At 36.9% G+C, this 15,002-nt stretch carries 15 protein-coding genes; 4 read left to right on the top strand and 11 right to left on the bottom strand.

Annotation, left to right across the window (positions count from 1 at the left end; genetic code table 11):
• The first annotated feature begins 13 nt into the window (after positions 1-13).
• Genes N2Z58_00745 through N2Z58_00730 form a run of 4 tightly spaced genes read left to right on the top strand, consistent with a single transcriptional unit; the run spans position 14 to position 2,256 of the window.
• A complete protein-coding gene (locus N2Z58_00745) occupies positions 14-343 on the top strand; it encodes a hypothetical protein (GenBank protein ID MCX7653198.1) in 330 nt (109 codons plus the stop codon).
• The gene (gene metK, locus N2Z58_00740; protein MCX7653197.1) at positions 340-1,530 is read left to right on the top strand and encodes a methionine adenosyltransferase; all 1,191 of its coding nucleotides are present in this window, start codon (positions 340-342) and stop codon (positions 1,528-1,530) included. The genes N2Z58_00745 and metK overlap by 4 nt, the downstream gene beginning before the upstream one ends.
• 28 nt (positions 1,531-1,558) lie before the next feature.
• Complete coding sequence (rpsT, locus tag N2Z58_00735; GenBank protein ID MCX7653196.1) at positions 1,559-1,846, top strand: 30S ribosomal protein S20; 288 nt, start codon at positions 1,559-1,561, stop codon at positions 1,844-1,846.
• Between the two features lie 2 nt (positions 1,847-1,848).
• The gene (locus tag N2Z58_00730) at positions 1,849-2,256 is read left to right on the top strand and encodes a hypothetical protein (protein ID MCX7653195.1); all 408 of its coding nucleotides are present in this window, start codon (positions 1,849-1,851) and stop codon (positions 2,254-2,256) included.
• A gap of 50 nt (positions 2,257-2,306) precedes the next feature.
• Here the strand turns inward: N2Z58_00730 and N2Z58_00725 are convergent, their stop codons facing one another.
• From N2Z58_00725 to N2Z58_00675, 11 genes are all read right to left on the bottom strand, one after another.
• Entirely contained in the window at positions 2,307-4,295 is a 1,989-nt protein-coding gene (locus tag N2Z58_00725) for a methyl-accepting chemotaxis protein (protein MCX7653194.1), read from the bottom strand.
• The gene (hutH, locus tag N2Z58_00720; protein ID MCX7653193.1) at positions 4,292-5,761 is read right to left on the bottom strand and encodes a histidine ammonia-lyase; all 1,470 of its coding nucleotides are present in this window, start codon (positions 5,759-5,761) and stop codon (positions 4,292-4,294) included. Before hutH ends, N2Z58_00725 begins: the two co-directional genes overlap by 4 nt.
• Positions 5,758-6,282, bottom strand: a complete 525-nt coding sequence (locus N2Z58_00715; protein MCX7653192.1) for a cob(I)yrinic acid a,c-diamide adenosyltransferase — start codon at positions 6,280-6,282, stop codon at positions 5,758-5,760. Before N2Z58_00715 ends, hutH begins: the two co-directional genes overlap by 4 nt.
• 118 nt (positions 6,283-6,400) lie before the next feature.
• On the bottom strand, positions 6,401-6,928 hold the full coding sequence (locus N2Z58_00710) for a GNAT family N-acetyltransferase (GenBank protein MCX7653191.1): 528 nt from the start codon (positions 6,926-6,928) through the stop codon (positions 6,401-6,403).
• 74 nt (positions 6,929-7,002) lie between these two features.
• On the bottom strand, positions 7,003-7,263 hold the full coding sequence (locus N2Z58_00705; protein MCX7653190.1) for a DUF4911 domain-containing protein: 261 nt from the start codon (positions 7,261-7,263) through the stop codon (positions 7,003-7,005).
• A complete protein-coding gene (locus tag N2Z58_00700) occupies positions 7,250-7,774 on the bottom strand; it encodes a metal-dependent transcriptional regulator (protein MCX7653189.1) in 525 nt (174 codons plus the stop codon). The genes N2Z58_00705 and N2Z58_00700 overlap by 14 nt, the downstream gene beginning before the upstream one ends.
• Positions 7,775-7,813: 39 nt before the next feature.
• A complete protein-coding gene (locus N2Z58_00695; GenBank protein ID MCX7653188.1) occupies positions 7,814-9,487 on the bottom strand; it encodes a nucleoside kinase in 1,674 nt (557 codons plus the stop codon).
• A gap of 30 nt (positions 9,488-9,517) precedes the next feature.
• On the bottom strand, positions 9,518-10,903 hold the full coding sequence (locus N2Z58_00690) for an Rne/Rng family ribonuclease (GenBank protein ID MCX7653187.1): 1,386 nt from the start codon (positions 10,901-10,903) through the stop codon (positions 9,518-9,520).
• Positions 10,904-10,909: 6 nt separating this feature from the next.
• Positions 10,910-12,115 (bottom strand): adenosylhomocysteinase, encoded by a 1,206-nt coding sequence (locus N2Z58_00685; protein ID MCX7653186.1) that lies wholly within the window; start codon positions 12,113-12,115, stop codon positions 10,910-10,912.
• 5 nt (positions 12,116-12,120) lie between these two features.
• On the bottom strand, positions 12,121-13,284 hold the full coding sequence (locus tag N2Z58_00680) for a hypothetical protein (GenBank protein MCX7653185.1): 1,164 nt from the start codon (positions 13,282-13,284) through the stop codon (positions 12,121-12,123).
• 3 nt (positions 13,285-13,287) lie between these two features.
• On the bottom strand, positions 13,288-14,994 hold the full coding sequence (locus tag N2Z58_00675) for an ATPase, T2SS/T4P/T4SS family (protein MCX7653184.1): 1,707 nt from the start codon (positions 14,992-14,994) through the stop codon (positions 13,288-13,290).
• Positions 14,995-15,002 lie beyond the last annotated feature (8 nt).

Genomic DNA, 15,002 nt, shown 5'->3' with positions numbered 1-15,002 from the left:
AAGGTGGGTTAAGATGTTTTTTTTCAAAAGAAGAGAAAAGACTGAACACGAACTCGAGTTGAATCCTTTTTACAAAGACAAAAACGCACTCGTTGTGTACATCAAATGCAATAAATGCGGAGAAGTTTTCAGAAGTCATTTAAGAATTGGATATGATTTTATAATAAACTACGACGACAGAAGTGCACCTTTTATGATAGACAAAGTTTACGTTGGTTCTAAATGTCCTAACAAAATCGAATTAAAAGTAAAATTCACTGGTTCTTATAAGCCAGTGAGCATCGAAATAGATGGTGGAAAGTTCATATCAAAAGAAGTATATGAAAAGGAGGCAGAGAGATGAGAAGACTTTTCACAAGCGAAAGTGTTACAGAAGGACACCCAGACAAGATGGCAGATCAAATCAGTGATGCCATCTTAGACGCGATTATTGCAGAGGATCCAAGAGCACGTGTAGCTGTTGAAACACTTTTAACAACAGGTGTTGCTGTTGTTGCCGGCGAAGTAACAACGAAGGCTTATGTAGATGTTCAGGACATTGTTAGAAAGACTGTACTCGACATTGGCTACACAAGAGCAAAGTACGGTTTTGATGGTGAAACATGCGCTGTTCTTTCCTCAATTCACAGTCAGTCACCGGATATCGCGCTCGGTGTTGACGAAGCAGCTGAGTTTAAAGAAGGGCAAAAGGCTGAAGATGAACTTGAAAAGGTCGGTGCTGGTGACCAAGGTATGATGTTTGGGTACGCAACAAACGAAACTGAAGAGTTTATGCCATTACCGATTATGCTTGCACACAAACTCGCCATGAAGCTTACAGAGGTTAGAAAAACTGGCATAGTTCCATTTTTGAGACCAGATGGAAAGACTCAAGTTACGGTGGAATATGACGAAAATGATAAACCGGTAAGGGTTGACACAGTGCTTATCTCTACCCAGCACGAACCAGATGTAACCATACCAGAGATTAAAGAAGCACTTGTTAAACATGTAATTGAACCCGTGATACCAGAAAATTTAAGAGACAGTAAGCTTAAGATACTTGTTAACCCAACTGGAAGGTTTGTTCTTGGAGGACCTTCGGCCGATACCGGATTAACTGGTAGGAAGATAATAGTTGATACATACGGTGGAGCAATACCACATGGTGGAGGAGCATTCAGTGGAAAGGATCCAACAAAAGTGGATAGATCAGCACATTACTTTGCAAGATACGTTGCAAAAAACGTTGTTGCCGCAGGTCTTGCTGATAAGTTCATGATTCAAGTTGCTTATGCTATAGGTGTTGCAAGACCAGTTTCAATAATGATTAACACTTATGGAACAGCAAAAGTAGATGAAGAAAAACTCCTTAAAGTTATAACAGAACTTTTTGACTTCCGACCTGGTGCTATTATAAAGAAGCTTAACTTACTCAGACCAATCTACAGAAAGACAGCTGCTTATGGTCATTTTGGTAGAAACGATCCGGATTTCACATGGGAAAAGACCGATATGGTCAGGGAATTAAAAGCTGCATTTAATCTTTAATTTTCAAAACTGAGGAGGTAAATAGGCTATGCCAAACATAAAATCTGCTGAAAAAAGGGTACGTGTCTCTGAAAAAAGAAGAATATTGAACAAAGCATATAAGACGAGTATGAAAAATAAGATAAAAGCAGTGTTAACCGCAATCGCCCAAAAAAAATCTGTAGAGGAAATTCAAGAACTTTTCAAAAAAGCTCAGAGTGCTATAGATAAAGCAGCTAGAAGAGGCGCGATACACAAAAATCAGGCAAGTAGGAGGAAATCAAGATTGGCAGCTAAGGTTAAAGCTTACATAGCTGCTAAAGAACAAGGGGTGTAACGATGTCATTCTACTACGTTATGGAACTTGAAGTAAGTGAACAGCGAGCTGATTTTGCACTGAAAAACCCTGAACTTGTCGAATTTGCAAATTCAAAAGGTTGTAAACTTGCGTATGAAAATGGGGCATTGGTTATCCAATTTCCTGAAAATGAGGATTTAGATGAAGAGGTTATGGTTGAAGTACTCAAAGTATTGAAGATACCGGTTAAAGCAAAAGAGTATATTTACGAGAATGGCAGCAAGATAGAGATATTTTCTGGAAAACTTGATCCGCAACATCCACTTGGTCAATCAAAAGAAGAGCTCCAAGAACGCACTATTGAAAGCATTGAAGAGGAAGAGGAGGAAATAAAAAACTCCTACGAAGAATTACTCGATGATATGGAAGAAGAAGCTGATGAAGAATAACACGATAAAAATCTAAAAAATCCCCTCCAAATATTTGGAGGGGATTTTTATCATATTTTGAATCTCTTTATATAATCGTTTAATATTTGCACGGCGTTTGCAAGTTCATCTGAGTAGTTTTTAACTTCGCTTATTTGCTCAGCCTGATTAGAGATTTGTGCAGCCATTTCTTCTATATCGTGTTCGACTTCCTGCACATTCTTGGTTACCTTATCCATAGCCGCACTAACTTCTTCAGTTGCTCCGCTTTGTTCCTGCGCCGTAGCTGCAAGGTCTGTTGTCATCTTGGATACTTCCTCTATCTTTGTAATCAAAAGCTTGAGACTTTCTCCTGCTGCTTTAACTGTAGATACGTAGCCATCAACTCTCTGACTTACGTTTGTTGTTACTTTCTCAACTTTCTTTGCTTGTTCACCGATCTTACCAAGAATCTCTGCGATCTTTTTTGTTGCTTGCCTACTTTCTTCAGCAAGCTTTCTGATCTCATCGGCAACAACGGCAAAACCTCTTCCTGCTTCTCCCGCTCGTGCTGCTTCTATAGCTGCATTCAAAGCTAATAAATTTGTTTGCTCTGCAATACTTGATATAGTGTCTACAATCTCTCCAATCTGATTTGAAAATCTTGTAAGCTCAATTATGGCTGTTAGCGATTCACCCATACCCGTCCTAATATCTGCCACGGAATGCTCGACTTCCAACATCTTGTTAGATACAGCACTAACGTTTTCCCTCATAAGTTCTGCACTTTGGGAAAGCTTTTCAGAATACCTTGCGATGTTTTGTGCGCCGGCTGCTATCTCCTCCATACCACTGTTAGCTTCTTCAGTTGCCGCTGCAATATCTTGAACCTCAAGTGTTGTTTTCTGAACTGTTTCCTTAGAATGTGCCGCAGCCTCGGCTGAATTTCGTGCCAAATCATCAAGCATGAATGAAACAGAAGAAACTTGTGTGCTTAATTTCATAACTTCAGCAACGGTCTGCTTGAAACTTTCAATTAATAATTTAAACGCATGTCCAAGTTTGGAAATCTCATCCTTACCAAGATGTTCCTCTTGGATACTTTCTGTCAAATCATTTTGTGCAACTTTTTGTGCTACATCAACAACGTAGTTTATACGTTTTGTTATAGTATCTGTGAGAAAAATTGCAATCAGTGCCGCACCAAGAGCTATTATCGTACCTGCAAACACTCCGGACAAAATTATTTTGTTTCCTGCTTCCGCTATTTCTGAAAACGGAATTATACCAATTGCTGTTAAATTGTAATTACCAATTCGCTCAAACGTAGTGAACTTTTTACCTTGGAAATTGTAAACAACCGTACCTTTTGTTTTCGAAAGTATCTCTTGAGCCAAGATTTTTGTACCTTCTTCTTTTGCAAGGTCTAATTTTCCAACAAATTCAGTTTTTGGATGTGCAACAACAAGTGTTCCATAGCTTAAAACCACATATCCAGTTTTTCCTATCTTTATATTACTAACCAATTTTTGCAATCCTTCCATTGGATAAAGTCCAGCCAAGGCACCTATGACATGTTCTCCAAAATCGTAAACGGCAGCAATTACTAACATGTAACTTTTGCCATTGTAATTGTACGGCATGAAGATATCTGTTTTCGTTTTACCTGTAAACACCTTTTCAAGAATATCAGTTGGAAACTTTAACTGAACCAATCCATCTTTTGAAACAACACGTTGATCTGGAAGTACAACAAATACATCCACATATCCTTTTTGACTAAGTGCACTGTATGCATTTCTAACGCCCCATCCCAACTGACTTATACCAAGATCATCTGAAACGTTTGTCATGTAAGGCGAGATGGCTCCACTGAACGAATAATCTGCTAAAGGTTTTGTAATTTCACTAAGGTAAACTTCTATATCTTTTTTCAGTGTTGATAGAACAAGTGCCTGAATTTGAGCAGAGGCATCTCGAACAATCGGTGTTGAAACAAGTACCGAGACAAATACACTTACGAAAGCAGATACTACACCGACTAAGACCAAAGATAGTATCAGTTTAGCTCGTAAACTCATGAATACACCTCCCTGAGTATCAAATTTTTTACAAATTCAAAGTTTTCACCAAAGTACTGGTCTTTTTCCAATTTTATCTTTATTTTATCACAAAATTCCTCTATGTAAACCGAACTTTTCATAGGGCGTCTGGAATCTAAAGCTACACAGCCAAGCATGGCTTCTATCGATATTAAGCTGACTAAGTTGTTGTATATGGCCTTTAATTTCCTAACCGCATTTGCTCCCATGCTTACGTGATCTTCTTGGTATGCAGATGTTGGTATGCTGTCTGCGCTGGCAGGATGCGAGAGTATCTTGTTTTCGTTGCATAAAGCAGCGGCGGTATATTGCCAAATCATGTATCCGCTGTTGAGTCCTTCCTCACCACCAGCCAAGAACGGAGGCAGCCCTTCGTTTACTTTTGGGTTTACAAGCCTGTCAATTCTTCTTTCGATCATATTCCCCATAGAGGTGAGTGCAATAGCCAGATAATCAGCGCAAAGTGCCAATGGTTCACCATGGAAATTCCCACCACTTATAACTTCGTCACCAAATACGAGTGGATTATCCGTTGCCGCGTTTATTTCTCGCAAAACGATTTCTTTTACCCACTGAATTGTATCGTAAACGGCACCATAAACTTGTGGTATTGTCCTTAACGTGTACGCATCTTGAACTTTGGCACAATTTCTATGACTCTCTCTTAATTTGCTACCTTCCAAATATTCTCTCAACCACTGTGCTATAGTTATCTGTCCAGGGTGTGCCCTTGCTAACTGAATGCGCTCGTCAAAAGCAGATGGACTACCAAGTAGTACGTCTACTGATAAAGCGGCTACAAGTGCAGCAATTTTCATAAGTCTTTCCAGGTCCCTTACAATCAAAGATAAATACGCAGCCATAAACTGCGTACCGTTAATTAGGCTCAAACCCTCTTTTTCTTCTAACTCAATTGGTTCGTAGTCTGTCTGAGTTATGTCCAATATTTTTCCATTGACAATTACTTTTCCACATCCAATTATGCTCATGGCTATGTGGGAAAGTGGTGCCAAGTCACCACTCGCACCAACTGAACCCTTTTCCGGAACTAACGGTGTTATTCTTTTATTCAACAACTCTAAAAGTTTTTCCACAACCGTTGGTCTCACGCCACTGTATCCTTTTGCAAGAGCATTTGCACGAATAAGAAGCATTGCTCTTACTATGTCTTCATCAAGATAATCACCAATTCCTGCTGAATGTGACAGTACTATGTTCCTTTGTAGTTCACGCAGTTTTTCCTTAGATATTCTGACACTTGCCAGGGCACCGAAACCTGTATTCACACCGTACACTGGTTTACCTTCATCAAGTAGTCGTTGTATAGCTTTTCTACTTTTAAGCATAACTTTATAGGCTTCGTCTGACAGACATACTTGATCAAACTCTCTACTAACTTTATGAACATCATCCAAAGTCAAATGCCAACCATCAATTACTATCATAACTCACTTCCCCTTACCTTTTTTATATGGCTACCTTCAAGAAATCTTGCCATGATGTAAAGCAAATCAGAGACCCTATTAAGATACTTTATATTCTCTTGTCTGACATTATCTTCACTTGAAAGTGAAACTACCAATCTTTCTGCACGTCGTGCGATCGTTCTGCAAACATCGAGATGAGCACTTGCTATAGTCTCGCCTGGAATAACGAATGAATCAAGTTGTATTTTCGACTCATATTGGTGGATAAAACTTGTTAGTCTTTCAACATCTTCTTCGGAGATGACCTTCACATATTTTTCACCCTTAGCCAATTCTGCCGCCAATCTGAATAAATCTCTTTGTATTGATTCTACAAGTTCCCTTTCGTAATCTGGCAGATAATGTTTAGCAAGTCCAAGGAAAGAATTTAGCTCATCCACTGTCCCGTACGATTGTACCCTGGTGCAATCTTTCCTAACACGCTGCCCGTTAGCTAAACTCGTTTCTCCACTGTCACCCGTTTTTGTTGTGATAGACATGAGATTTCCTCCTTTAATAACGTTTGTTCTACAAAATTTATTTTACTCTTAAATTAGAATAGAAGCAAACGATGTATTCCTAAAAAAATACTTGAATTTGAATTTATTCTACCGCTAATCAAACGTGGAACAGCTTAGCATATATAAGCACGTCTTCGTATTGATCAGTTCCTTTAAAATATGCTTCCATTCTTCCTTCAATTTTAAAAGATAATTTTTCAAGTATTTTTCTCATTGGAATGTTTCTTTCCAACGTTTCAGCCTGCAATCTTACTGCTTTAGTTTTCTCAGCCCACTCAACGGCAATCTTACATAACTCAGTACCCAGTCCTTTTCCGCGGTGTTGTCTGAGAACTTCCAAACCGAATTCAGCAACATGTGATGTCTTGATTTTGTTATCCAAAAACCAAACCCAAAGTTGTCCTACAATCTCACCTTTACATTCAACTACAAGAAACAATCTTTTTGGATTGTCTTTCCAATTGTTTATCCAATTCTTAATCCCATCTAAGGTTATCTCCTCTTCAGACGACAAAATGGTGTCACTCTCAGAAGCAACTTGTTTTCTCATGGTATAAACTTTTTCTAAATCTTCCTGTTCAACTTTTCTTATTGTGTATCCGTTAAAAACCTTGATGTTTTCCACATCATCCACCTCCAAGAATACAATAAAAACCCCCAACGCACGCAAACGTTGGGGATGATTTTCAAAAAATTTAATTAATCAGCACTACCTGTATTTGGTTTCATTTCTACAATTTCGAGTTCTACAATTGTCTTAGCACTTTCGAGTAATCTTATGGCATCTATGACCATGTCCTTTGGGGATATAACCTTCAAAAATTCTCCTTCAAAGCTTCTTATGTTCATCACATGATCCTCGGCTTCAAGTAAATAGTTTAAAATATGCACATCCTCTTTTTTAATCTTTACAAGTATGTCATATTCAAGAGGAAAACAAAGTTCTTCACCGCTCTTCATTTGATTCACCTGTTGAATCCTCCTTTTCTATTATTTCGTACGCACTACTTATAGGGCAGGGAGCTGTTTTTTTACGTGGTTGAGAAAGAAAAGTTCTGAACTCTTCAACAATTTTCTTACCTTCGTCCTCAACAAGGAAACGAGCAAATTCCGAGAATTTGTTAACAACCTTATCGTTCAAATTGAAATAAACATTCCAAGCTGCTTCGTTGGATTCTTTTTCATCGAGTTGTAATATCTCACAAAAGAACGTTTTGACGGCGTTGAACCGTGTATTTTCAATAATTGCCAGCTTTTTGCCTTCCTGAGTAAGTGAGATACCACCTCTGTGTTCATAGTATATCAAATTCATTTCTACAAGTTTTTCGAGAAATTGTTTTGCAGATGGCATTTTCACATTTAAAAAACTTGATATTCTTTTTAGCCTTGTCCAACCCATTTCGTTTAGAGTCAAATAAACAGCAAGTAAGTACTTTCTTTCAGTCGAACCTATGTTTGCATATTTTTCCATGAAATCTCACCTCTCAACAATCTCCATAAGAATTTAAATTCAATATCTAAACGCACTTCTTCCTATGAATTCCCTTATTATAGACGTTCTTGGAATATCTTCTATGTTTGTTATTGGCAAGAAATAATCTAATATCTTCAGTAATCTGTTTGCTTCAATTGATTCAATCTCATTGTCTGGAACAACTGTCAACAATGGTTCTGCAAAGATTTTTAAAACAGAAACTTCATACACAAGTGCACTGTTGAACATTACGTCGGCATTTTCTTGGTATGGGAATATGTTCTTTTCTTCTCCTCTTCTTACACTACCCCACATTCGAAGTGTTGCAAGTGCGTCATGTCCTCTAAATTTGCTGTCTCTCACCATTCTTCTTAACAACCTCACATCCGTTGTGTGTAGTCTGTTGACATTATCCAAGTTTAACTGTGTTAGAGCACTTGCGTATATTTTAAATTTCAACTCTTCAGGTACTAGTTCAGTCAATTTTGGATTCAATCCATGGATTCCTTCAACAATGATAATCTGGTCCTTATCGATTTTTAATTTTTCCCCAGAGCTTTCACGTTTACCAAGCACAAAATTAAACTTTGGTAACTCCACTTCCTTTCCATCGAATAGATCTAATAGATTTTTATTGAACAATTCAATATCAATCGCCTCAAGCGCTTCAAAATCATATTTACCTTCTTCATCCCTTGGGGTCTTTTCTCTATCGACAAAATAGTCATCGAGTGATATCGTTATTGGCTTTAATCCACTGGCTCTGAGCTGAACCATTAGACGTTTCGAAAACGTGGTCTTTCCACTCGAAGATGGTCCTGCTATCAAAACAAGTCTTACGTTTTTTTTGTTTTTTATCTCTTCAGATATCATGGCTATCTTTTTTTCATGTAATGCTTCTGCAAGTATAATTAAATCTGTTACTGCCCTTTCTCCTTTTGCTATTATCTCATTCAAATCTCCAACATTGTCGATATCCATTATTTCGAGCCACCGAGAATATTCGAGAAAAACAGAGGATAATTTTGGAAATGGCTTAAACTCTGGGACAGATATTTCTTTTCCTTTTACAATCGGGAGTAACAAAACAAATCCTTGATCGTATTTTACCAATTTGAACCATTTCAAATATCCAGTGGAAGGAGGCATGTATCCGTAAAAATAATCGAAATGCCCGTCTGCTTCGTAAACTTTCACAGTCTTTTTCTTTCTATATTTTAGCAATTTGACCTTGTCTGCCATTCCTGCGGAAGCAAATAAATCCATCGCTTCACTTTTTGGAAGTTCACTTTTTTTAAATCTATAATCTTTTTCCACCCACTTCCTCATTTCATCCTCAATCTTTTCGATATCCTCTTGTGTCAAATTCACAGGCTTTCCGTCATCTCTTATTTCGCAGTAAAAGCCGTGTCCTATCGTATGTAATATTTTGAGTGTATATGATTTAAAGATTCTTCTTGCTGCCGCATGTAGTATGAAAAACAAACCTCTTTGGTAAATTCTCATGCCATCTTGATGTTCAAGATATATGAAGGAAACCTCTCCTGATCTTGTTATAGGTCTAAAAAGTTCTATTATTTTATTTTCTATCTTTGCTCCGATTACAACCTTTCCAGACTTGACGCTGTATTCTTTTGCCAGATCCTCAAGAGTTGAACCGTAAGGGATCTCGTATTCTGAGTTTTCCACGTATATTTTTAGATTTTCCACCGCATTCCCCCCTTAAATACATTAGTATTATTAGACCTTCCAAATGAGTTCGTATGAGTCTGGTTCTGTGTGTGTAAAGTGTAAGTGCACAGTAACTTTCATAACTTTCTTTATTAATTCCTTATCGACAATTTGTTTAAAAGATGGATGGAGCTTGATTATTACTTCTTTTGCCTCTTTAGGTTTTTTGTTAATTTCTTTTAATAGCTTTTCAAGTACGATTTTTGGATTCACAACGTAACCAGTACCATTACACACCGGACAAAGAGAGTTTAAACGTTCATCTAAGGATTTGCTTGTTCTTTTCCTTGTCATCTCAAGTAATCCAAGTCGTGTAAAACCATATATCTCTATTTTGTTTCTATCCTTGAGTGTTTCATCTTTTAATACTCTAATAATTTCATCCTTACTTTGGTCATCTTCCATGTCTATAAAGTCTATTATAATTATTCCACCAATATTTCTCAATCTTAGCAATCTGCATATCTCTTTTGCTGCTTCAGCATTTATTTTTTTTGATAGTTCTTCATGGTTTTCAGTATTTGTGCAGTGTCCAGAATTTACGTCGATAATTGTTAGAGCCTCTGTTCTATCTATAACAATCTCTCCACCTGAAGGTAATTGATGAACTCTTCTGAGCGAGGACTTTAATTGAGCATATATATTATAATCTTCAAAGGGATCCGATTCAACAACTTTTACGTTGACATCTCTTCTGTAATTTCGCACAAGCTCCTTTATGCTCGAAGAGTTGGTTATAACATCCGAAACTTCCTTTTTTAGAAATTCCCTTACCATAAACTCGTCATTATCTGTTTCCTTATAAATCAGTTTTGGTTTACGGGAACGCTTAAATGTTTCAACTACAATCATCCATTTCTTTTTTAATTCTTCAACTTCTTCGTATATTCTTTCCTCATTACATTCGGCAGCAGATGTTCTCATGATAAATCCAGCATTGTACTTTTCTTTTAATATTTCTCCTATTTGTTTTAATCTTTTTCTGTCTTCTTCATCGATGATTCTTCTTGAAATCCCAATGTTTTTTGAAAATGGCATGTACACTATGTATCGTCCTGGTATTCCTATATTTGTTGTTACTTGGGGTCCTTTAGTAAGCCCGCCTTCTTTTTTTATTTGTACTAATATTTTTTGTCCTTCTTGCAATTTTTCAAATCCGAAAAACTTAAGATATTCACTCTTTATATCTTTCAATCTCAAAAAGGCATTTTGATCGTTGGCAATTTTTACAAAAGCAGCCTCGAGTGCGTTCACAAATTTTTCTATCTTTCCTACGTAGATGCTACCTGCAACTGTATCTTCATCATCATAGTCAGGAATAAATATCTCCGCCAACAAATTGTTTTCTAGCAACGCTGCTTGTGTTCTATCTTCTTTTTTTAATATTAACACCATATTTTTTTAAAACTCCTCCAGATACTTTTTTTGCTCCTCGGTTAACTGATCTATCGAGATTCCAAGTGTTTGTAATTTCAACAGCGCCACTTTTCTATCAAGTTCCTCAGGATAATTGTAAACAACTCTTTCAAGCACGCTATGATTCTTTGCTAAGTACACAAGCGAGAGAGTTTGGAGAGCAAATGATATATCCATTATCTCAACAGGATGTCCATCTGCTGCTGCTAGGTTAACTAATCTTCCTTGACCCACAACAAATATATTTTTGTTATTGATTTTGTAACACGTTACATTTTGCCTGATTTCGTATTTTTCGGAGGCTATTTTTTCTATCTCTTCCATGGGAATTTCTACGTTGAAATGTCCAGCGTTTGCAAGTACGACCCCGTCTTTCAGGTTTTGAAGTACGTCTTTGGTAAGCACATCCCTAACACCTGTTGCAGTTATTATAAAATCAGCTTTTGGAGCAAGTTCTTCTATCTTCCCAACTTGAAATCCATCCATTAAGGCTTCTACCGCTTTTATTGGATCTACTTCACTAATCATTACCCTTGCCCCTAATCCGTGGGCTCTCATTGCTATTCCCCTTCCACACCAACCGTAACCAGCAACGAGTACGTTTTTACCAGCGATAAGCAAATTCGTATTTCTCATTATTGAATCTAATGTAGATTGTCCAGTACCATACCTATTATCAAACATAAATTTCATTTTTGCATTGTTGACCGCTATGACTGGTACAGTCAAGAGTCTACTTTTTTCAAGATTTTTCAATCTTCGAACTCCTGTGGTTGTTTCTTCTGAAACTCCCTTGAGATTGTTCAATACTTCTTTTCTTTGAGTGTGGGCAAGTACTGTTAAATCTGCACCATCATCAAGTATTAAATCTGGCTGGTAGTCAAGAATTTTGTGAAGAAACGAAAAATATTCTTGCTCACTTTCTGTTCTCTTTGCATGGACTGCAATGTCAAAATCTTTGAGCGCATGGGCAACATCATCTTGCGTTGAAAGTGGATTACAACCTGTTACAAACACTTGTGCCCCAAGTTTTTTCAAAGTTATTGCAAGATAGGCTGTTTTCGCCTCAAGGTGAATGGACATACCTATTCTGAAATTACTTAAGTTGTATTCTTTAGAATTCTGTATTAAATTAAGTAATTTCATATGCTTTGATACCCACTCGATTTTTTGATGACCAGTCTTGCTCATTCGATTTACCTCCCAACAGCGATTGTGATCTTCTTTTGATATTTAGAATTACCCGAACTTATAGTTATCAACATTTCGTAAACACCTGGTTCGTTGAATTTAAGTCGTTCCAATTTTGTGATGAATGTTTTTCCAAACGGGATAAGAAAAAACCTTCTGTTTCCGATTTCAAAGTTATACCCGATGTTAGATATGCTGAATGAAATTTTATCCACGTAAAGATACCGCTTAGAATTCTGTTGATTGATGACGAAAACATTCAGTTTTGGTATTTGGTTCACAATAACAGACTCTTCAGCCTCAATACTGAAGTCCAAGCCTTTTGTGTCTTTTTCTAAGGACCTAGTAACCGGTACTAAAATTTTTATGTCTCTTATAGTGTTATCCTTAAAATGAATTGAAGCGCCAAGCTCACTATCTTTGTTTTCCTCAACAGAAAACTTATACTCTGACTCTATTATCTCAATCTCACCGGGGTAAAGATTAATTTGTTTTTTTACGTGTTGGGTGTACTCTTTATCTTTGCATTTCCAAGTAATTTTATTTATCTGTATATTTTGCAATTTCGATGTTCTGTTTTTGATAACGATTTTTGGATTTATAGATTCATTAACTAAATAAAATGGTTCCGTTGCTATCTCATAGTAGATTTGTTCTGTGTACGTAAAATTTCTGTAGATTTGAGCATCTCTACCGTTTATTTTACATCTAACATGTATTGTGTAATTTCCACCAGAAAGATTCGAAAGTGTTACTTCTTTTCCGAGATCATAAATGAGTCTCTTTGACAATCCATCAACTGTACTTTCAATTGCAGAAGGATAAGAAAATTCATACAAAGTCTTCTGGGGTGAATATACTTTTATATAAAAATCGCTTATTACAAAACTTTTCGCAGTTTTTCTTGTATTAACGATATAAACGCGTGCATTTATCTTCTCTGGTGATTTGAATTCAACTTTTGTCATCTCAATTACCAACTGGAGATTTTCAACGATATTAGAGTAAGTTTGGGGAGATACCCTCTGGATAAAGAAGACGAATGTAAATATCAAAATTACCATCAAAATATTCAAAAACAAAAACCTAAAGCTCCTTTTCCGTAAGCTTCCATATACACTTTTTATTTCTTTTTCCTTTTCTGCTCTGTATTTTTGAGGATCAAACAAGGATTATTCCTCCTCTTCTCCGACGATGGCAAGGACTTCTTCAATCGTTGTTTCTCCATTGAGAACTTTGTACAATCCATCTTGGAACATTGAAATCATTCCATTTCTTCTCGCCGACTTGTCAAGTTCATATGTTGATGCCTCTTTTTGAATAAGCCTGCGCATTTCATCGTTCACAACAAGTACTTCAGCAACGGCAGTTCTGCCTTTATATCCGGTATTATTACAAGCCTGACAACCTTGACCAACATACTGGATAGGTCTCATATCAGGGAAAATTTTTTTAGCCTTTTCAACATATTGCGGAGGAAGTTCAGCTTCAACTTTACATTTTTGGCAAACACGTCTAACAAGTCTTTGCCCCATGACACCTATTAAAGAGGCAGATATAAGAGATGGTTCAATTCCCATGTTTACAAGTCTGTCTATAGCACCAGCGGCTGTATTGGTATGCAATGTTGAAAGTACTAAGTGTCCTGTAAGCGAAGCTTCCACAGCAAGCTGAGCAGTTTCTCTATCCCTTATTTCACCAACCATTATAATGTCTGGATCTTGCCTCAGGAATGCCCTTAGATATTTTGCAAAAGTTAATCCGATATCAGCATTTACTTGACATTGCGTAATACCATCTACTGTGTATTCAACAGGATCTTCGGCTGTTACTATATTCACATCCTCTGAGTTCAGCGAATTTATTATTGCAACCAGTGTTGTTGATTTACCGCTACCTGTTGGTCCTGTAACTAATATTATGCCGTATGGATGTTCTATTAGCTTTTGAATGCGCTCATAGTTGTAAGGAGAGTAACCAAGATCTTCAAGTCTTTTCTTAGATGAGGAGACTTTTAAAATCCTCATAACAACTTTTTCACCGAGAACAGATGGCATCGTTGAAACACGTAAATCAAATTGTTCTTCCCCTTTTTTTATGAAAAACTTCCCGTCTTGCGGAAGTCTTCTCTCAACTATGTCTAATCCAGAAAGTATCTTAATCCTTGATACAACAGCAGAGTGCATGTTTCTTGGGTACTCAGTTATTCTCCTTAAAACTCCATCGACTCTGTATCTGACAACAACGTTTTTTCGTTGTGGTTCTATATGTATATCACTGGCGTCAAGTTCTATAGCATGGTTTACTATGTTTGAAACAAGTTTCACAACAGGTGTTTCCTCTTCACTGAGCTCTTCTTTAATTTCTTCCTCTTTCACTTCTTCTTGCTGAACAATGGCTTCAGTCATTTGCTCGGTAAATACAGATTTAGTTATTCCATGAATCACGCTGTTGTACAGTGTCTCAAACGTACTCGGAGGCATCAAACAGAAATCAACATCTTTACCCATGCGGAATTTTAACCTTCTTTTTATGACAGGAATATCATAAACGTTTGATATACCTACAAATAGTTTTCCATCACGTTCATCGATGGGAACAATCTTAAGTTCATGTAAAACATCCCTGGGAAAAGATTTGACGAATTCCTCATTTAATTTTATTTCACCAACACAAGCATGTATTTGATATTGTTCAGCGAGTGCTTTGACTATATCATCCCATGTACAATACCCCATCTGTACAAGTATTTCACCAAGAGGTTTTTTCAAATCTTGCTGCATTTCAAGAGCTCTTTCAAGTTCATATGGAGTTATTATGTTTTTTTCGATTAAAACATCTCCCAACTTTTTAATTTTCGCTTCTTTTTCCAAAAAAATCCCCCCCT

The sequence above is a fragment of the Fervidobacterium sp. genome (assembly GCA_026419195.1).
Classification (GTDB): domain Bacteria; phylum Thermotogota; class Thermotogae; order Thermotogales; family Fervidobacteriaceae; genus Fervidobacterium.
This window is presented reverse-complemented; position numbering and strand designations above follow the sequence as displayed.

Coding starts and splice junctions, on each gene's coding strand:
- N2Z58_00745 (MCX7653198.1), top strand. CDS start 14: ATGTTTTTTTTCAAAAGAAGAGAAAAGACTGAACACGAACTCGAGTTG.
- metK (MCX7653197.1), top strand. CDS start 340: ATGAGAAGACTTTTCACAAGCGAAAGTGTTACAGAAGGACACCCAGAC.
- rpsT (MCX7653196.1), top strand. CDS start 1,559: ATGCCAAACATAAAATCTGCTGAAAAAAGGGTACGTGTCTCTGAAAAA.
- N2Z58_00730 (MCX7653195.1), top strand. CDS start 1,849: ATGTCATTCTACTACGTTATGGAACTTGAAGTAAGTGAACAGCGAGCT.
- N2Z58_00725 (MCX7653194.1), bottom strand. CDS start 4,295: ATGAGTTTACGAGCTAAACTGATACTATCTTTGGTCTTAGTCGGTGTA.
- hutH (MCX7653193.1), bottom strand. CDS start 5,761: ATGATAGTAATTGATGGTTGGCATTTGACTTTGGATGATGTTCATAAA.
- N2Z58_00715 (MCX7653192.1), bottom strand. CDS start 6,282: ATGTCTATCACAACAAAAACGGGTGACAGTGGAGAAACGAGTTTAGCT.
- N2Z58_00705 (MCX7653190.1), bottom strand. CDS start 7,263: ATGAAGAGCGGTGAAGAACTTTGTTTTCCTCTTGAATATGACATACTT.
- N2Z58_00700 (MCX7653189.1), bottom strand. CDS start 7,774: ATGGAAAAATATGCAAACATAGGTTCGACTGAAAGAAAGTACTTACTT.
- N2Z58_00690 (MCX7653187.1), bottom strand. CDS start 10,903: ATGGTGTTAATATTAAAAAAAGAAGATAGAACACAAGCAGCGTTGCTA.
- N2Z58_00685 (MCX7653186.1), bottom strand. CDS start 12,115: ATGAGCAAGACTGGTCATCAAAAAATCGAGTGGGTATCAAAGCATATG.